The organism is Photobacterium sp. R1 (assembly GCF_054600795.1).
Genome location: NZ_BAAHZP010000002.1, coordinates 146831 through 165117 on the forward strand (window position 1 = coordinate 146831; position 18287 = coordinate 165117).

Genomic DNA, 18287 nt, shown 5'->3' on the forward strand with positions numbered 1-18287 from the left:
CCCGGCCAATGCTTAGGCCGGGAGAGATGATTTCGTTTTGTATGAAGATAATATTTGTTATACGAAGTTGTACGAAGAAGCTATTGCGGCGATACCGACATCGCCTTGGTGTTCCCGTCAAACGTGATCAAATAAGTTGCGTGATCACCCACCTGATAATCCGCAGACGGATAAGATTCAGACCAGTTACCATCATCAATTTTAAAGCGGGCTGGCGAATCTTCACCATTAAAGCTTTGGGTCGTACGATAAAGCCCGGACTGCGCATCATATTGCATTTGTGTCAGTCCCCAGCCGTTTGATGTCCCCCGGAAATACCAGATTTGTTCTCCCCCAGTGGGGGCAGACAAACAATTTGTAAGTGCCGTCCAGACCCCGCTCTGATAACAAAGATTCGGATTCGATGGACTCAGATCTGCGCTCTGATTGTTTCCCTGATCGCTGAAAATAACATTCAGACTGACCAGATTCACACCAAAATCATGACAGTAACGACCACCTTCAGCGGACATTGCGACTCCCGGCCAAGACGCATTTGCCACTGGTTCCGAAGCAGAAACATTCCAGTAATACAGAGTCGGCTGGCTGAAATTTTGCTGATTGTCGAAACAGACTTTCGTGTTTGAACTGCCACCTGTGTCCCCACAGCCGATGGTACATCCCTGCCCGACTTTCGCACCCACATGAATCGCTGCTGCATCATGAGCGCTGACGGTAATATGTGCATATCCCTGACTGTCAACCTGCACCGTCGGGCCGCTACAGCTGCCGGACTGCTCATCAAAATTACCCGCAATAATGTCGCAATATTCACCAGCCGGCATCCCGGTCAGCAAGGTCTGATTGATCCCTTTCGAGTCATCCCGGTTGATCACGACAAACCCAAGTCCACCGCGGCCAAAGGCAATCTGGTTATTCCCGTCATCCCACCAGTTCGTGACGCGGAATTCAGCCGCCGTATGATTACGAAAAGCCACCATATTTGCGACCCCCCGCCACTTGTGTTCACACACCCAGTCTCCGCCGTCAAAACCGCAGGCATTACCTGAGTGCACACCCGTTGAAGGGGGGCCCGCATCAAAATCGTTAAAATAGTAACCCGACATAATTTTCGGGTAGCCATAGGGATAGGCCAGTGTAAACACGTTTCCGAGAAAATACAGATTCCCGAAATCCTGATGGCTCAGGACCTGTCCAGGATTATGACGTTCTTCATCATGATTGGTCACAAAGGTAACAGCACTGTCACTGGGCAGCCAACCGCTCCATGAACCGATGCCGTTCAGATCTTTAATCCCGCCATTTTTAAACTTCGGGCCAATCGTCCGGGCAAAATTAAACTCAGTCACGTCACCAATATACGTATATTCACTGGTTTTGACGGGCTCTCCTGCTGAGCCGATCACTTCCTGAAATATGTATGGATTCCCATTCAGTTTATTCTTAATTGCGGCAATATCAGCCGCTGGAATATGTTTAGCCGCATCAATCCTGAAACCCGCCACGCCCATACTGATAGCGTCGTTCATATAATCTGCAATTTTCTGGCGCACATAGTCAGACTCAGTTTTTAAATCATTCAGGCCAACTAAATCGCAGTTTTGAATTGACCAGCGATCGCTGTAGTTGATGTCACCGGTACAGGTATGGAAATCATTCGCATTAAAAGGTACTTCCGGAAAATATCTGTCTTGTGCAGCCATGTGGTTAATCACCGCATCCAGATAAATATCAACCCCAGCGGCTTTACAGCGCTGCACCATATCGACAAACTGTGCACGCGTACCACTTCTGCCTTCAAAGGAGTAACTGATAGGTTGATACCGGGCCCACCAGGCTGAATGATCCACACTTTTCTGGGGTGGCGACACCTGCACGGCCGAAAATCCTTTCGGGCCCAGAAAAGTTTCACATTCAGTCGCGACATCATCCCAACGCCACTCAAACAGATGAACGAAGGCCGTTCTGGGCACCACCTCTGCCATCGTCGGTGTGGCACTCAGCAATCCACTGCAGAATAGAAGCCCGGCAGGAAAATATTTTTTAAATTTCATTATTTTTCCTTATCTCTTGGTTGTAGGTACATTCAGTTTTTTATTTCACAGCTTCCTGTCAAAAAGCCACAAACACTGTAGATAAAGGACACAAAAGTGCTTTAACCAGATTAAAACGATGTGAATCGTATCTGCTTCGGTGTCATAAAAGAAATATTTTCAAGTATTCGGATCACGGTTTGTACAGCATTAAGAATGTGATATATCAGTTAAATTATTCAACTCAATCCATGATGAAATTTTCGAATTCATATTGAAATCATATTGTCTCTGAATGAGCAGTTCGCATAAATACAATCTCTGAATTGATGATATTTTTATTTATTCAAAAATAAAGATATATCAAGCCGTATCTATTTTGAGCCTTCACGATGGTCTGACGACACTGCAGCTGTCCAAAAGAGCCATCAGACCTCACTCGTTTACCGAAGCATTCAAATAAATAAATGTTTCACACATGTGAACAAATCAGATCACCGATCACAAAATGGCAACATTTTCTCCAATGCATCAAATTTAGTATTAACCTATTGCTCATCGGAGGTCTGACAAGGAGATAGACATTGAAACAATTCATTACCCTGCTCATTTTCTGCATGGCAAGCTTTACCAGTCAGGCAAGTACCAGTACATCGGGCGTATCCCAAAAGGGATACACTGCAACCAAATATCCGATTGTGCTGGTTCATGGCTTGTTTGGTTTTGATTCCATTGCCGGAATTGATTATTTCTACGGGATTCCGCATGCACTCAACAAAGATGGTGCAAAAGTATTCGTTGCTCAGATCTCTGCAACCAACAGCACAGAGCTTCGTGGCGAGCAGTTACTGGCTCAGGTGGAAGATGTACTCGCGATTACCGGCGCGGAAAAAGTTAACCTGATCGGACACAGTCATGGCGGACCAACTGCACGTTACGTGGCTTCTGTAGCACCGGAGATGGTCGCTTCAGTCACCAGTATCGGTGGCGTGAATAAGGGATCACGGATTGCAGATATTGTTCGTGGTGCCGTCCCGGAAGGCTCAATTCCGGAAGGGATCGCAGTCAAACTGGCTGAAGGACTGGTCAGCATGATCAATCTGTTATCCGGTGGCAGTGATCTGCCTCAGGATCCGCTGGCTTCTCTGGCCGCACTGACCACTGAAGGGTCGCTGGCATTCAATCAAAAGTACCCGGAAGGGATCCCGGAGTCCGCCTGTGGCGAGGGTGATTATGTTGCTGCCAATGGTGTGTATTACTACTCCTGGACCGGGACCAGCAATTTCACCAATGCGTTGGATCCAATTGATGCCGCAATGACAATCCTGGGGCTTGGATTCAACAATCCGAATGACGGCCTCGTCGGTCAATGCAGCACGCACTTGGGTAAAGTCATCCGGAATGATTACAAAATGAATCACCTGGATGAAATTAACGGCTTGCTTGGCATTACTCATCTGTTCGAAACGGCACCGACCACGCTTTATCGCCAGCACGCAAACCGCCTGCAATTACAAGGATTATAAGTTTTGAAAAAGACCGTACTTTCACTCATCTGTGTTGTTCTGACTGCGGGTGCGGTCTATACCTACAACTCACAGACCTCCGAACCGACTGTGACTCAGGTGCCCTCTCAGCAGGACACCCAAATTGATACCGATTCCGCCCGCGATACCTTCGACTATTTTCTGTCGGGTCTCGGTGAGGCGGACATCGATACACTCAGAGAACACTTCCGCTCCTATAATGCCCAGCAGGCAACCGCCTACCAATTCGACGAAGATCTGTTCGAACGATTCATTCAATACCGAGCCGCATTGCGGGATCTCGACCCGGGCAATACCAATCAGCTGGATGCCGATGCCCTGAGGCAACTGAATGATCAGCTGATTCAGGCACAACTTCAGTTCTTTTCATATGAAGAGCAGCAACGGCTGTTTGCCGAAGAAAATCTCCAGCGGGATCTGGCACTGCGAAAGCTGGAACTCAAACAGCAAACCCAGGATCAGGAAGCCTATCTCAACGCCTGGCAACAAGAACTGGATAACCTGCCCCCCGTCATGCAGGAAAGCTATCGCAACGCCAGCCTGCTGGCTCAGTTACAATCCACCCAGTCGATGGATCCGCAGGAGCGCTACCTGAGCCAGCAGGCATTAGTCGGACCTGAAGCGGCAGATCGCCTGGCACAGCTCAGTCAAAAACGAGCGGCATTTCAGACACAATTGGATGAGTATTTTGAACAACGGGAAATGATTCAGGCAGATTCAGGAATGGCTTCAGCGGAACAGCAATTCGCCCTCGAGTCCCTGAGAAACAACACTTTTACGACAAGCCAACGCCGTCGGGTCAAAGCATTGGAATCCATGCGTGATGCACAGAGTGGACAATCAATCGATTGAGAACCAGGGGCATTTTGAATCGCACCCAATAAAAAACCCCGGTCATCTGACCGGGGTTTCTGATGGCTCATTGTTCAATCAGTCTTTTTTAGGACGCTTATTCCCGGGTGCTCTATTCTGAGAGGCTTTGTTCACAGCCGCCTTATCCTTGGGCGTCTGAACCTTGGTCGCCTTATTCTTTGGGACATAGTTCAGAATTGAAACCGGCACCGGTTTTTTCGGGGTAAACCCTTCCACTTCGCGGCGTTCAATCAGGTGGCCCAGACGACTTTCAATCATGCACAGGTTCTTGAAATTGTCTTTTGAAACGAAAGAAATCGCTTCACCTGATGCATCTGCACGACCAGTACGACCGATCCGGTGAACATACTCATCCGCCGGGAAAGGCAGATCATAGTTCACAACGCGCGGCAGCTCTTCAATATCAATGCCTCGGGCACCCACGCCAGTCGCAATCAGATACTGAATCTTCCCGGATTTAAAATCTTCCAGCAGTTGAGCACGAATCGTCTGACTGCGGCCACTGTGGAAGGCTTCAGCCTGGATACCACGCTTCTCAAGCTGAGATGCCAGCTTGGCAGCACCGTGCTTGGTTTCAATAAAGATCAGCGCCTGATCCCACTGATTTTCTTGAATCAGATGGCTCAGCAGTGCCGATTTCTGATCTTTGTCGACGGTGATCAGCCACTGTTCAATATTTGATTTAGATGCCTGATTGGCAGCAATCGTAATTTCGTGCGGATCACTGACCGCAGATTTCGCCAGTTCACGAACTTTATGCGACAAAGTTGCCGAAAACAGCAAGAACTGAACCTGTTCAGGCAGTCGGTCTAAAATCTTGTTAATAGCATCGATGAAACCCATGTCGAGCATGCGGTCGGCTTCGTCCAGCACCACAATTTCGATTTCTTCGAAATACACAGCCCGCTGGCCATAGAGATCAATCAGCCGGCCTGGTGTCGCCACCAGCACATCCACACCTTCAATCAAACGCGCTTTCTGTTGCTGTTCGTCCACGCCGCCGTACATTGCCAGCGAGGTCAGCCCCAGATGCTTTCCGTAGTCTCTGACCTTCTCTTCCACCTGCACTGCCAGTTCACGGGTTGGTGCCAGAATTAACGCACGTACACGTTTTTTCCGTTGCGTCTGACCTTTGCTCAGTTTTTCCAGAATTGGCAACACAAAACTGGCCGTTTTACCGGTACCGGTCTGGGCTGCAGCAATAAGGTTCTGTCCCTGCAAAATCACCGGAATGGCTTTGTTCTGAATCATGGTCGGTTTGGTATAACCTAACTCAGTTACGGCCTGAACGAGTGCGTTGCTGAGTCCAAGTTTAGAGAATGGCATGTATCGTCTCTGTAGTTCTGATCGCTTGAAGTAGAGCTGGCTCTACGTGAACGCGGGAGTGTATCACGGACTCAGGAAGCTGGTATGAAATATTACAAAAACGCCCCACCGGAATATTCAGAAGGGGCAATTCAATCTTCATTCTTTCAAGAATTCATGACTCGATTTCGATACCGGCTTCATCCTCAGGGACGATATCCGTTTCCTGAAACGCGCCTTCCAGCCAGAGACGAATCGCCGGAGACTGCAGCACCTGAGTCATATAACGCTGGCTGAGTTCTGAAACCTCAATACCGTAAGTGATGAATCGCAAAACAACAGGCGCAAACATACAGTCAGCAATACTCCACTGCCCAAACAGCCAGCCCCCCTGATCGCCATACTCCGTCATCTGCTCGCGCCAAATCTGATCAATCCGGGCAATATCTTTTTTCGCGGCTTCCGACAACTCAACCTGACGTTTCGCCCGACAGTTCATGGGCATTTCATTTCGTAATGCTGTAAAACCGGAGTGCATTTCACAACTGAGTGCACGGGCTTTTGCGCGCGCCACTGTATGTTGTGGCCACGCTTGTCCATCACAGTGCGCTTCATTTACATATTCACAAATCGCCAGCGAGTCCCAGACGGTCACCTCACCATCAATCAGAACCGGTACTTTCGCCGCCGGGGTATAAACTTCCAGCGTGCGATAAAAACTGTCCTTGAACAGCACCAGCTTTTCTTCTTCAAACTGAATGCCATTCTGAGTCAGCATCAGCCAGCCGCGCAGTGACCAACTGGAGTAGTTCTTATTGGCGATAATCAATTGCATGTGTCGTCCTCATCTTGAATGCACGTTGTGTCCCTGCGCTTCACTCTACGCACTCAACAATATGATGACTAACGCATAATTTTGATAACACACATCAGAAAATCGAATGGGTATCTGTCAACAGACCAAATCCCCTGGAAATCCGGTAATCTTATTCTTTCAGAACCATATCGATACACATGACCGCAGCCAGAATCAGCTTCCGCATATTATCGCCAGCCGGAATATCTTCAGATAGTTTCAGCACATAGTTGTCTGCACTGGTGAACAGCTCTTTCCCGAGACCAGCCCATTCTTTCGAGACATGCGCCAGTTCTTTATCGCCCTGGTTAAATTTGAAATCCCAGCCGGTCCACTTACCTTTCAGTTCACAAATAACATTGTCATCTTTGTCCAGCACATCAAATTTACCGCCAATCGTGAACAACTTAGGCTTAAAGCCGCCAATCACCTGATTGTCTTTATCCCGAACTGTCACTTTTCCCAGAAACAATGACACGCCACGCTGTACACGCACAATCGGCTCACCACCCGGTGTTACGATTTGAATATCGAAAGGCGTCATGATTTTATAATCGGTAAACCGAAACAGTTTGGTAAAAAAGCCCAGGTTCGGTTCACGGCATTCCATAATCACATTGCCGGTTGACGGATCATGAATGTCATAGTTATTGGCTGCTTTCAGCACGCCGACATGTTCTTTTACTAAAAAAAGGTTTTGATTGATAACTTCGCTCATTGGTTAATATCCGGAAGAGTTTTTAAAGAAACACAGAAAGCGAAATTCCGCCCCCATAAAATCAATGGCGGTGTTTATCGATACAGACTCAGCCTACCAAGCGGTAACACTTTGCTCTGGAATGAAAAACAGCCTGGCCCGAATTACTCAGGCGACATCTACAGCAAAACATTGAAACAAATTTCAGTTAGATCTCCATTCGAAAAGCAGTAAAAAAATGCAACTCAAAGCCCGAATATCAATTTCACTGCAAATATAGTGAGAAAAACAGCTATAAATGACAGCCTGACTGATAAATTAGCATTTCATTCAGTAGATTACAGGCGTAAAATCAGCAAAATTCACCTTGTTGCATATTTTACATGTCCTATATACACAACCGACCAGCAAAATATGTTCCGGCGGGTTATCAGCCACTGGAGCCCGTGCCCCGAAGTTCTCCGATGCCGGTAAAAACACTCAGTGAAACTCAGCAGCAAACCGCTGAGTTTGAGTGCAACATTCAGATCTATTGCACAGCGGATGAACTCAGTTCATTGCAGACAGGGTTCTGGTCACTGAAAAGGACTCACAATGAAAAAACAGTCATCAACTGGCAACACGCTCAAACATCTCATGGGTTAACCACACTGACTGCACTTTGTGTGGAACAAGAAGAAAAAAAACTGCTCCATGAGCGTTTCCAGCATGCCGGCTTTGCAAAAGAGTTTGATATTCATCCACAGCCCAAAGGCAGAGGACACATCAATGCTGTATTTCTGCCTGTGAAACTGGCTGTACAGCAGGAAGATATGCTGGGATGGCCAACAACCGGGTATTTTTATTACTTTGTTGATCACAAGCTCTACCAGGAATTCAAACTGACCGGCGAAGACCGCTGGAGTTTCTATCTGACCGGTTCAGACGCTAACACACTTACCGATGAACTGGCCTCAGAACATCATTCCTCCAGTCTCTTACTGCCCTTCAAAATTGAAGGAAAGACAATGACCGGCCAATTCATTCTGTACCGAAAACAAAAACTATCGCGTGATGAATTTTCAAAACTCTCCCAGAGTTGGCTGGAGGAACATACAACGCCACTTGATTTAAAAAGTATCATTGCCAGCCGCACACAAGCGTTCATGGCACGCGACATCACAACACATCATGCCTGCAGTGACCGGAAGTCTGCCTACTACAAAGTTAAAATGGATCCAGACAGCCGCCAACGAGAGAGCTGGCCTGAAATTGCCCAAAAACATGGCCTGTCTGCCAAACAACTATTGGATTTGAATCCGGCATACAATGACAACCCACTCCGGCTTCAGATTGGTGACATGCTGTGCGTCTCAGCACCACGCAGCAGTTCAGTCCACAAACGGCAGGATATTCCTTCACCACTATCTGAGTTTGAAACCGGCAAGGCCTACCCTTTCGGAAATGTCTGGGGAACGTTCAGACAACGCTATATCATGCCCGGACTGCTGCATATTCAGCCTGACAGCAAAGTTCCCCTCCGTGCCCCAATAGTGAATGCCGGACTTCTAAGCAAAGTATAAATATTGATGAGGCAGACAGTAATGTATTAGAAAATTTATCGCTGAGTTGAGCCACATGATGAATGCAAACTTACGGTGGTCGCAGAGCCTCAAAACAGAGAGCTGAACCTCGTGAAGATTCAGCTCTCTGACCCTGTAAGCAAAGCTGGTTCACTCAGCTCACGATACAAATTCTGCCATAGATTCGTTCAGCAAAAGACTCGTTCAGCAAAAGATGCTCAGCCACAGACTCATCGCAGCGACAAATACGCCACTGACATAAATATAACGTCCAATATTAATGACTCAGTTCACCAGGCTTCCGGTACATAAACTTTTGCAAAGCTTCCCTGCTGATACGAGGTCGTTGCATGTTCAATGAATACGTATCCAGACATGCCGGGTTTTGAGCCCATCGCACAGGTAAATTCCAGCCTCCGTGCAAGCATTCAATGGACATATTGGTTTGCGGGTTTACAGTCAGAATGCTTGGCCCGAAGTACAAATCAATATCTTGTCTGGGCAGGTTAGCCGCTGAACGATTGATCGCAAATCTCAATTCTGGCTTCGCAACAACAGTCGCAGGCACAAAGAAGGTAATACTGCCATTCGCGATAGGAATCATACGCTGCTCACTTCGCTTCGCGGTAGCCGGAACATTGGTATGTATTGGATTGCGAGTAAAAACCCATTGGGGAGCAAACAACTGCCTGTCTCTTAATACTTTATAAATCGCATCCGTTATCAAATTGACATCATTATCAGCGCTGTAAGTGTGAAGGTAAAACGGTGCATTCTGAGCCACAAGCGCGGTTTTCACCCACTCACGAATTTTTCTCTGAATATCACTGACGGTCAGTAATGCGGGATGAGCATTTTGAAATAATACAAATTGGTGAACTAAATCTGGCCAGTTAATATTGATTCTCCCGCGTGGTCGGTTGTAATGTGTATCCAGCTCCCACACTGTCACGACCTGAATTTTATCATCCCAGTTCTGACCCACAGCCGGATCATTTACAGGCAAATTATATCCCATTAACTCTTTTAACGTTTGTTTCCAGTAAGGGACCGTTATGCCCCTGAATCCAACGTAGTGGCTCATGGTATTTTCTGGCAGCTTCGATTCTAATTTAGCGACAAATTCCGCCGGATGTTTTCTTCCCTGCTGATCAAACACATAACAGACAGGAAAATTTCCGTTCGGCGTACTGATGCTCCCAGAGCAGTCTAAATCCAAACTTTGAACATCAACGCCATCAATCACGAAGAAAGTTTCTGCAGCTTTGGGCTTAGCTGCGTAAATCCGGTATCCCTTTTGAGAAGCATACTGTGACAACAACTGCATGTCATTTTCAAGCCCCCGGGTATCGAAGGCTCCGCTGAACCACACCAGCTCTTCACCCGGGAAGTAGTCTGGGTGCTCACTATACGTACTTCCAATATCAAATTCCGGCTGATTAAATCCGGTAATGTCTCTTGCAATCGTCCCGAATTTGGGAACAAACCAAATCAGGTTTGGATCTTCGGTGTCGCCATACAGATAAAACTTACTCACCAGCTCATTGGTAAATTCTGCTTCAACATTCCTGATTGACGGATCAATTGGTGCAGCAATCGCGGCACTGATAGATGCCGATATCAATATCAAAGAATGGAGTGTGTTTTTTACAATATTATTGCTCATGGGAAATCCATTTATCCTTGCAAATCATTTCATCTTCTTCATTTGGGCAACCCGACTTTATCCAGATGCCCAATAACTTAATCAGTTGGTTCGGTAACGGACGGCCAGTTGCTGGCATACCTGCTGGGTTCGCTCCCATTCCAAACTTCTGTTCTTGCTCCCGGATTGCCAAGCGCTGATATAACGTCTTTGCATCTTTTTCTCTCAACCAACGTTCAATATCCCGCCTGTTGGCCATGCTGAAAGCATCTTTGGCACGACCATCAATACCATGACAATGCACACACCCCCCATCACGCCATAAACGATTCCAGATAAAATGCAGTGCTTTGGGTGGAATCGTCCCTTGGGGTAATTGATCGAAATTGAGATCTATTTGCTGAATTGCTTGAGCAAGATCCTTTTCGTTTTTGTCCCGAGCGTCTTGAAAATAAGCATAGAGATCGTATGCGTCATGACGAGAAACAGACAGTTTCGGCATCGTTCTCCCTTCAACGGATTTCCCATTGGCATACTGGTAAATCCAATCCGCAGAAAACAAACTCATCGCAGCAGCGTTATAACCGGTCAACTGGCTTGAGCCATGGCACATCACACAATTGTTTTCAAACAGCTTCAAACCTTTCGACTTCGCCCCCTGCCGTTCCATCTCTGATTCTGCAGGAATGGCATCCAGGTGCTTGCTCAGGGATATCACGTCATTTTCGTGAATACCGGTATAAGCCATCATTTTGGGTGCAGCACACTTCCCCTCACTGCAGGTTCCGTGGGGAGTATTTAAAAATTTCGTGAGTGTTTTTCTGTTTACCCTTGCGGTTTGCTTTTCGAATATTGGCCAAACCGGTGCATTCAGATAAGAAAGAGGATATTTCTCCATAGACTGTAGCCGCTCATCCTTCACCGGCAGTGCGACATATCTCGGGTCATGAATATGATTCCGGTAATTACGAGCAATTTCATCGACTTCTGTATGACAGGCGACACATTTTTGATCGGTCCACTTTCGGGATCCATTCGGCATCGTACCAACAGGTTTCATTCGGTTCTCAAAATGGCAACCGTGGCACTCCTGCTCAATCGCATTTTTATATAAACGTTGATCGAATTCGAATGCTTGCAAACCGAAAGACATGAAAAACGTTGCGCCCAGCAGCAACACCAGCACGCAACGCCCCCACATACAGCGACAGTAGGTCATCAAACACTTCATAGAAAATCAGTACGAGACCTCTATGAATGGCGCTGAAGGTACAGGTTCTGAAATAACGATTTTCTTCGCTGCAAGTTCTTCCGGAATAACCCAATACGCGGGTTGACCTTCGATGGTCTGAAACAGATCAATAAACTGTGTCCAGCGCTGGAACAACAAAGATTTATCCACGATCTCACCTTCAAATCCAAACAGACTTGGATCGATATGAGACGAATAAAAATTGATACCCTGGTCAAGTCCATACCAGCCAATATCTACATGAGGGATACCAGGCTCAGTTGGGTCAACTGGCAGAGGTAAATCCTGCTCTAACACTTTTTGGTCCACCAACTGATTTACTATGGCTGGCACTTCAATGTATACACCGGGCGCAGGCTGACTACTCGGATCAGACAACGCAAATTTCGCATGCATCAACTGTTTGGTATCCACGAGTTCGAACAACTTTGCTTCTTTCTCGGCACTTGTATTGTAACGAATCACCAGACTGCAAAGTTTCGGATAACCCGGAGGACGAGTCGATACTGAAGAATATTCAAAAGTCGTGAGCAATTCTGTCAGCGCTTGGGTCGGTTGACAAAGAACCGCATCATCAGGAACGAGCGTTTTTCTGTTTGGAGAAATATTATTTTCTTGTGCAAATACCGTAAATTCACCACTTTGAATACTGCTGGGAACGAAGCTGACTGTCAGCGTTTTATTTCTGTAAGCTCCCGGGACAGGTAAAATGTAATCATATTCATAATTACGAAACCAAACATAACCAGTACCACGCGTGGTATTTTTAAATGGTGCAAACACGATATCACCATTGTCGATCGTGGAATTAAAATCTAACAATGACAATTGGTAATCGCTCGAATGAGCTGAAGCTGCCGTCAATAATGCGGCACTCGCAAGTAAATGAGTGAATTTTATCATGGGTAATCCTTGGAATAGCCCACAAACAACGTGGGCTAGATACTATTTATGCAGCACAATGAGATAACGCTTCATTACGGTGTATTCCGTAACTTCAGAATCATCTCAGTTACGGTTGAGTTGCATCTTCAACAATCGCGTGACAACCTACATCTGTACTCCACTCAACAGGTGTTCCGAATCCGCCAACAACACAATCGACACTCATTTCAGTTTGAACGGTCTCCATTGACATGCCTGGATTCCAGTTGATGGTTCTTGTTTCGTTGCGTTTCAGCACTTGTTTTTCATAGTTTGCACGCAGCGTCCACATTGAGTTGGTGCTTGTATCCACCTTCCCTAACTGCGACTGACTATATTCCTGAATCTGGTCAAACAGCTCTGCCTGCAATTCAGCCTGAATACCTTCCACAGCTTTAATAAATGCAGCCTGATTTGGCGCTTGCTCTTCGTACTGCTTCGTTTCAGGGTTGTAATACTCGACATAAACCCCTTTTCCTTCCTGTACTAACTTCTTGAAGAAGGTTTGGATTTCAATGTCTACACAGGCAAAGTTGTGGTAAGCAGCGAATGTGTGGGCTTGCTCAAATGTCTGGTTCCAGTCCACGGTAATACGAGCTGCACGCGTCTCTCTTTCCGTCTCTAGTTCCCAGTCCACAATCAGGCTGAAGTACGGCGATAGACTGTTCCCAACCGCCAGATCATTCTCAATGGCATTCGTCATGTCATTATCAGGTAATGTCACCAACTGGAATGGTACATTCACAGATGCACTCGTTCTTCCGCCTGGTACTTTCGCGTATGCCTTTTCAACGATCGTTGTAGGCTGCTGTTTGCCATCAATCGTTGTCACGTAACAGTTATTTATCGTGACATTGATCGTCTGACCTAATGCATCCGTCACTGTTAACGGCTCATCCACACATTCAACGTCAATTCGTCCATCCGCGTTTGCATCAATACCATCAACAACAAATAACGCCGTTCCTCGCGTAACCACAGCAGGAGAGACACTGAAACCCACTTTTTCTGCTTCGGTTTTCAAGAATTGGACATCTTCAACACGTCCCATCGTATTGAACGCACCACCCATCCGGATTTGAGCTTCTCCCGGACGGAGTGCAGCCCAGGTACCAAACCTTGGGATGTAGCTGGAGGCATTGAAGTTTGGTCGGGTATTGTCCCCGGTACCACGGTATGCAACATAACCAGATTTAGGCACATACCACATCAGATCTTTTTTATGGGAATCTTTATACAGGTAGTATTTACTTTCTAATTCAGCCGATACACTGCCCGGAAAATGACGGTAAGCATTATCATCATTTGGGTCCATTGGTGTGGCCGTAACCGCGCAACTAAGCAAAGCTGAAGCGATAGCGCTCAGCTGAATAATGTGAGTCCTTTTCATGTTTTCCTCAAATTAACAAAATTAATTATTATTCAACTAGTTGAGTATCAATTATGTCCACAGGAAAAATACAAGAAGAAGGTAACATTCCTATTTCTGACGATTGGTTCGAAAATTCAATATGAAATACAAAGTACGACCACAATTTAATGAGATCAAATCCATACTTTCGATTTGAACATCAGCGAATGATAATATATCGATATTGGAAATATCCTTTCAATCTATCCATCTATAAGAATTAAATATTTCACCATCATGTCATCAAGTCGCAAACAAGAAATTGATTGCAGTGTTCCAAAATGATTCATAAATATTGATTGGATTTGTTCTGGCACCAGACAATAGTCACGACAGGCCTCACAACTTCCTCATAATATATATCTTCATGAACAATGAATATTAATGAAATAGACCACATAAAAACCAAGGAAATATCACCTCAACGCAATGATATTTATCTGAAGTTCCAAATTGCCCCGACATAACACAAGTTAAAAAGAGTCTCACCCGGCTCAGACCAATGCATCAACCCTAGTCCAATAACCAGCTGCCTTTTGTAACCCCCTGTTGCCTCTAAAGAAACGTCACCAACCTGCCGCCTTGAGAAGAATAAGGCTTCTTATATTCTACCTGTTGCTCATTCCACCATTTTCTTACAGGAATATTCAATGAACGTATCATTAAAGCCAACCAAGGCTTTTGTCATCACGTCTTGGGGTGCACTTGCATTGGCTGTGCTGGCTTATGGTGTCGGTTTGCTCAATGCCAACCTCCAGCTCAATGAAAAAGGTTACTATCTTGTAGTCCTGCTGTTTGGCCTGTTCAGTGTCATCACGTTACAAAAAACTGTGCGGGATGAGATGGAAGGTATCAATGTCACCGCATTGTATAAAACTATGGTCATTGCCGGTGTCATCATTTCATGTGCCTTAATGCTGATTGGACTCTGGAATGCCAGTACTCTTGCGTTAAATGAGAAGGGATTTTTCGCAATTACATTCGCTTTAGGCTTATTCAGTGCTGTTGTGACACAAAAAAATGTCCGTGATCTGGCTTTTTTCGAATCTGCTGAACCTCAGGCAGAGCCTCATCGTCCTGCCAAGCCAGCAAGCCCGGCCGAACCTGAACATCCTCAGGACTGATTTCAAAATCTGGCTCACTCCATGAAGGCAACCTGAGTTGCCTTTTTCTTTCCGGCTTCACGTTTCAATCTGTTCAAGCCACTGTGATTTCCAGTATGCTTATCAGCAATTCAAATGGATATTCATCAGGATTGCTTATGGATATAGAGGCGCTTCGAAGCTTTTTAGCATTCATCGATACCGGTAGTTTTACCCGGGCTGCAAAGCAGACATTCAGGACTCAGTCTGCAATCAGTATGCAGATGAAAAAACTGGAGCAGGAACTGGATCAAACGCTCTTTCAGCGGGAAGGCAGACAACTGGTGTTGACCCATGAAGGCCAGAAACTGGCCAGTTATGCCAGACGTTTACTGAGCTTACATGATGAAGCGGTTTCCAGTCTGCGTACGCAGGCCGACAGCCAGCCCTTGTTATTTGGCTGTCCGGATGACTATGCTGAAACCTTGCTCCCCTGCCTGGTGTCTTTGATTCGTCAACATCTGGGACCTGTCCAGATCCACGTCATGTGCGCCACCAGTGTTCGTCTGCGCCAGCTGATGGATAAAGGTGAGCTCCACGCTGCAATGCTCACCCGGCAGCCCGGCTCAGATGAAGGCCACTTTTTAATGCAGGATCAAGGCGTCTGGTACGGCTCACCTGAAACTGACTTATTATCCCTGCGTCCGCTACCCATTGCGCTGTTTCAGGCAGATTGCAAATTTCATGCAGCAGCACTGGATGGGTTGATGAAACAGGAAATCAGTTTCGATTTAGTCAGTTGCAGCAGTAGTGCAACCGCCCAACGAGGCATGGTGCGGGCAGGACTGGCCATTGGTGCCATGGCAAGAAGCAGTATGTCTCCGGATTTAGTCGAACTCCGGGCTGACTGGCTGCCGCCATTGCCGGGAATTGAAATCGCGCTGGCGCTGGCACCTCAGTCACATTCCGGTCTCACGACTCAGATTGCGCGAACAATCAGTCATGCATTTCTCGCGGCATTGCAAAAAAAATACAACACCGGCGGAAAACATCTGACCATCATGAAAACTGCAATCAAATGTGAATAGCACTCGCCTGCCTGGCTGAAATATGGCATGGTGCGCGGTGTCAATTGATTGTGAACGACAAACTTCAAGATGCAAAAAACGAAACAAAAATGGCTGTCGGTGCTGACTCAATTCACCGTTTACCTGTCTTTGCTCATGCTGGTCATTGGCGGGGGCTTAGCACTCTACGCGATCGTTTACGGGCCATAACTGGCCCGTTTACTCACCTTCCTTGAACAGGATGGGATGGCTTTTACATCCGCATACCACCGTCCACTTCAAGGACTCGCCCGGTAAAGTAATCATTTTCCAGAATATATTTCACAGCATTTGCGATATCTGTTGATTGCCCCACCCGGCCCAGTGGAATCATTTTTTCTAAGCGCTCAATCGCTTCCTGAGGCAATTGATCAGCCATGGCAGTCCGGACGACACCTGGTGCAATCGCCGCAGCCCGGATACCATAACGGCCCAGCTCTTTTGCCCAGCAAACAGCCATCGTTGCGACGGCCGCTTTGGAAGCAGCATAGTTGGTCTGTCCGAAATTACCCGCACGGGCAACGCTGGAGATATTGATAATAGCACCGGGCCGTTTGGTTTGTATCATGCGGGCTGCTGCTTCGCGACCACAAAGAAATGTCCCCGTGGCATTCACTGTCATCACCGCATTAAACTGCTCCAGCGACATTTTACTGATCACGCCATCTTTCATTTTGACCAATAATCCGTCACGAAGAATCCCGGCGTTATTCACCAGCCCATCCAGCTGACCAAAATCCTCAATGATCTGATCGAAAACTCGCTCGACCTGATCTTCCTGCGTAACATCCACTCGATACGTTAACGCTTTACTGCTGAGCATCTGACACTGTGAACGGGTCTGTGCCAAACCTTCCGGATTCATATCAATCAATGCCAGATCAGCCCCGGCCTGAGCCAGGGTAATCGCCATCATTTGTCCCAGTCCCTGACCTGCGCCAGTGATTGCAATGACAGAATTTTTAATATCCATATTGAACTCCCTGAATGCTGCATACACTTATTTTTGCTGACGCTGATAGAACTCAAACAAACTCGAAAAATCCAGAAGCTCGTTCCCGTTCGCATTATGGAAAGCGTAAAGGTTCCGAGCCAGTGTCCCCATCGGGACCGCGGACTGGCTGTGCAGTGCAGCATCCATGCCAAGCCCCAGATCCTTGAGCATAAGCTTACTCATAAATCCGGGCTGATAACCTTTGCTGGCCGGTGCATTTTCCATGACACCCGGACAAGGGTTATAAAGTTCCAGCACCCAGTTACGGCCCGAGCTTTGTAACATAATGTCTGACAGCACCTTCGGATCCAGGCCGTTTTCGATCCCTAAGTTCAATGCTTCACAGGCACCCGCCATTTGCACCGCCAGCATCAGATTATTACAGATTTTTGCCATCTGTCCGTCACCAGCCTGACCCGCATGGAAGATATTCTTCCCGACATATTGCAAGACAGCTTCAGCCCGGTGAAATGCAGAATCCGTTCCGCCGACAATAAACGTCAGCGTACCGGCTTCAGCCCCGGCCACCCCGCCAGACACAGGCGCATCCACAAATTCGAGCTGATGCTGCTCGGCATATTTTGCGACTTCTTTTGCCGTCGCCGGATCAATCGTTGAGGAATCAATCAGAAAAGTACCCGGGGCAACCATGGCGAACAGTCCTTGCTCAGGTTGACCTTTGGGTCCCAGGTAAACATCGTGAACATGCTGCCCGGCCGGCAACATCGTAATGACAGTGTCCGCACCAGCGACGACCTCTTTCAGGTTCGCTGCCGCAACTGCACCATCGGCTTCCAGCTTGCGGGCCGCTTCCATATTCAGGTCAAAAACCTTCACATGACAACCCGCTTTTAATAAGTTTCTCGCCATCGGGCTGCCCATATTGCCCAGCCCGATAAACGCAATCGTTGTCGCCATAACACACTCCTTTTCAGATCTTCAATCTGTGGTGCAGTGATGCAGGTACAACTAAGGGGCGAACAATACTCCCCCAACAACT

16 protein-coding genes are annotated in these 18287 nt (G+C 46.9%); 6 read left to right on the forward strand and 10 right to left on the reverse strand.

Annotated features, from left to right (window positions below):
• Positions 1–80: 80 nt before the first annotated feature.
• Positions 81–2054 (reverse strand): starch-binding protein, encoded by a 1974-nt coding sequence (locus tag ACYP03_RS03655; protein ID WP_459778530.1) that lies wholly within the window; start codon positions 2052–2054, stop codon positions 81–83.
• A gap of 596 nt (positions 2055–2650) precedes the next feature.
• Here ACYP03_RS03655 and ACYP03_RS03660 point away from each other — a divergent pair.
• Together ACYP03_RS03660 and ACYP03_RS03665 are read left to right on the forward strand one after the other, a co-directional pair.
• Entirely contained in the window at positions 2651–3559 is a 909-nt protein-coding gene (locus tag ACYP03_RS03660) for an esterase/lipase family protein (RefSeq protein ID WP_459778813.1), read from the forward strand.
• Positions 3560–3562: 3 nt separating this feature from the next.
• Positions 3563–4432, forward strand: coding sequence for a lipase secretion chaperone (locus tag ACYP03_RS03665; RefSeq protein ID WP_459778531.1), 870 nt, complete (start codon positions 3563–3565; stop codon positions 4430–4432).
• 78 nt (positions 4433–4510) lie between these two features.
• Here the strand turns inward: ACYP03_RS03665 and ACYP03_RS03670 are convergent, their stop codons facing one another.
• From ACYP03_RS03670 to ACYP03_RS03680, 3 genes are all read right to left on the reverse strand, one after another.
• Positions 4511–5779, reverse strand: coding sequence for a DEAD/DEAH box helicase (locus ACYP03_RS03670; RefSeq protein ID WP_459778532.1), 1269 nt, complete (start codon positions 5777–5779; stop codon positions 4511–4513).
• Positions 5780–5933: 154 nt separating this feature from the next.
• A complete protein-coding gene (locus tag ACYP03_RS03675) occupies positions 5934–6593 on the reverse strand; it encodes a glutathione S-transferase family protein (RefSeq protein ID WP_459778534.1) in 660 nt (219 codons plus the stop codon).
• Between the two features lie 151 nt (positions 6594–6744).
• Positions 6745–7332, reverse strand: a complete 588-nt coding sequence (locus ACYP03_RS03680) for a phospholipid scramblase family protein (RefSeq protein ID WP_248142439.1) — start codon at positions 7330–7332, stop codon at positions 6745–6747.
• A gap of 362 nt (positions 7333–7694) precedes the next feature.
• Between ACYP03_RS03680 and ACYP03_RS03685 the strand changes: the two genes are divergently transcribed.
• Positions 7695–8873 carry a LysM peptidoglycan-binding domain-containing protein gene (locus ACYP03_RS03685; protein WP_459778536.1) on the forward strand — a complete coding sequence of 393 codons (1179 nt, stop codon included), beginning with the start codon at positions 7695–7697 and terminating at the stop codon, positions 8871–8873.
• 277 nt (positions 8874–9150) lie between these two features.
• On the opposite strand, the gene ACYP03_RS03690 is transcribed toward ACYP03_RS03685, so the two are convergent.
• The 4 genes from ACYP03_RS03690 to ACYP03_RS03705 form a co-directional block, all read right to left on the reverse strand.
• Complete coding sequence (locus ACYP03_RS03690; protein WP_459778537.1) at positions 9151–10539, reverse strand: hypothetical protein; 1389 nt, start codon at positions 10537–10539, stop codon at positions 9151–9153.
• Complete coding sequence (locus ACYP03_RS03695; RefSeq protein WP_459778538.1) at positions 10529–11737, reverse strand: cytochrome c family protein; 1209 nt, start codon at positions 11735–11737, stop codon at positions 10529–10531. The genes ACYP03_RS03690 and ACYP03_RS03695 overlap by 11 nt, the downstream gene beginning before the upstream one ends.
• Positions 11738–11755: 18 nt before the next feature.
• Entirely contained in the window at positions 11756–12673 is a 918-nt protein-coding gene (locus tag ACYP03_RS03700; protein ID WP_330959957.1) for a hypothetical protein, read from the reverse strand.
• A 109-nt stretch (positions 12674–12782) separates the two neighbouring features.
• Positions 12783–14009, reverse strand: a complete 1227-nt coding sequence (locus ACYP03_RS03705) for a hypothetical protein (protein WP_459778539.1) — start codon at positions 14007–14009, stop codon at positions 12783–12785.
• A gap of 746 nt (positions 14010–14755) precedes the next feature.
• Here ACYP03_RS03705 and yiaA point away from each other — a divergent pair.
• The 3 genes from yiaA (at position 14756) to ACYP03_RS03720 (ending at position 16464) form a co-directional block, all read left to right on the forward strand.
• Positions 14756–15229, forward strand: a complete 474-nt coding sequence (yiaA, locus tag ACYP03_RS03710; protein WP_459778540.1) for an inner membrane protein YiaA — start codon at positions 14756–14758, stop codon at positions 15227–15229.
• A 137-nt stretch (positions 15230–15366) separates the two neighbouring features.
• A complete protein-coding gene (locus ACYP03_RS03715) occupies positions 15367–16275 on the forward strand; it encodes a LysR family transcriptional regulator (protein ID WP_459778541.1) in 909 nt (302 codons plus the stop codon).
• 69 nt (positions 16276–16344) lie between these two features.
• Positions 16345–16464, forward strand: a complete 120-nt coding sequence (locus tag ACYP03_RS03720) for a 3-ketoacyl-ACP reductase (RefSeq protein ID WP_248142447.1) — start codon at positions 16345–16347, stop codon at positions 16462–16464.
• 43 nt (positions 16465–16507) lie between these two features.
• Here the strand turns inward: ACYP03_RS03720 and ACYP03_RS03725 are convergent, their stop codons facing one another.
• Together ACYP03_RS03725 and mmsB are read right to left on the reverse strand one after the other, a co-directional pair.
• Positions 16508–17266 (reverse strand): SDR family oxidoreductase, encoded by a 759-nt coding sequence (locus ACYP03_RS03725; protein WP_459778542.1) that lies wholly within the window; start codon positions 17264–17266, stop codon positions 16508–16510.
• A gap of 27 nt (positions 17267–17293) precedes the next feature.
• Positions 17294–18205 (reverse strand): 3-hydroxyisobutyrate dehydrogenase, encoded by a 912-nt coding sequence (mmsB, locus tag ACYP03_RS03730; protein ID WP_459778543.1) that lies wholly within the window; start codon positions 18203–18205, stop codon positions 17294–17296.
• Positions 18206–18287: the final 82 nt, after the last annotated feature.

Coding starts and splice junctions, on each gene's coding strand:
- ACYP03_RS03655 (WP_459778530.1), bottom strand. CDS start 2,054: ATGAAATTTAAAAAATATTTTCCTGCCGGGCTTCTATTCTGCAGTGGA.
- ACYP03_RS03660 (WP_459778813.1), top strand. CDS start 2,651: ATGGCAAGCTTTACCAGTCAGGCAAGTACCAGTACATCGGGCGTATCC.
- ACYP03_RS03670 (WP_459778532.1), bottom strand. CDS start 5,779: ATGCCATTCTCTAAACTTGGACTCAGCAACGCACTCGTTCAGGCCGTA.
- ACYP03_RS03675 (WP_459778534.1), bottom strand. CDS start 6,593: ATGCAATTGATTATCGCCAATAAGAACTACTCCAGTTGGTCACTGCGC.
- ACYP03_RS03680 (WP_248142439.1), bottom strand. CDS start 7,332: ATGAGCGAAGTTATCAATCAAAACCTTTTTTTAGTAAAAGAACATGTC.
- ACYP03_RS03685 (WP_459778536.1), top strand. CDS start 7,695: ATGTCCTATATACACAACCGACCAGCAAAATATGTTCCGGCGGGTTAT.
- ACYP03_RS03690 (WP_459778537.1), bottom strand. CDS start 10,539: ATGAGCAATAATATTGTAAAAAACACACTCCATTCTTTGATATTGATA.
- ACYP03_RS03695 (WP_459778538.1), bottom strand. CDS start 11,737: ATGACCTACTGTCGCTGTATGTGGGGGCGTTGCGTGCTGGTGTTGCTG.
- ACYP03_RS03700 (WP_330959957.1), bottom strand. CDS start 12,673: ATGATAAAATTCACTCATTTACTTGCGAGTGCCGCATTATTGACGGCA.
- ACYP03_RS03705 (WP_459778539.1), bottom strand. CDS start 14,009: ATGGACCCAAATGATGATAATGCTTACCGTCATTTTCCGGGCAGTGTA.
- yiaA (WP_459778540.1), top strand. CDS start 14,756: ATGAACGTATCATTAAAGCCAACCAAGGCTTTTGTCATCACGTCTTGG.
- ACYP03_RS03715 (WP_459778541.1), top strand. CDS start 15,367: ATGGATATAGAGGCGCTTCGAAGCTTTTTAGCATTCATCGATACCGGT.
- ACYP03_RS03720 (WP_248142447.1), top strand. CDS start 16,345: ATGCAAAAAACGAAACAAAAATGGCTGTCGGTGCTGACTCAATTCACC.
- ACYP03_RS03725 (WP_459778542.1), bottom strand. CDS start 17,266: ATGGATATTAAAAATTCTGTCATTGCAATCACTGGCGCAGGTCAGGGA.
- mmsB (WP_459778543.1), bottom strand. CDS start 18,205: ATGGCGACAACGATTGCGTTTATCGGGCTGGGCAATATGGGCAGCCCG.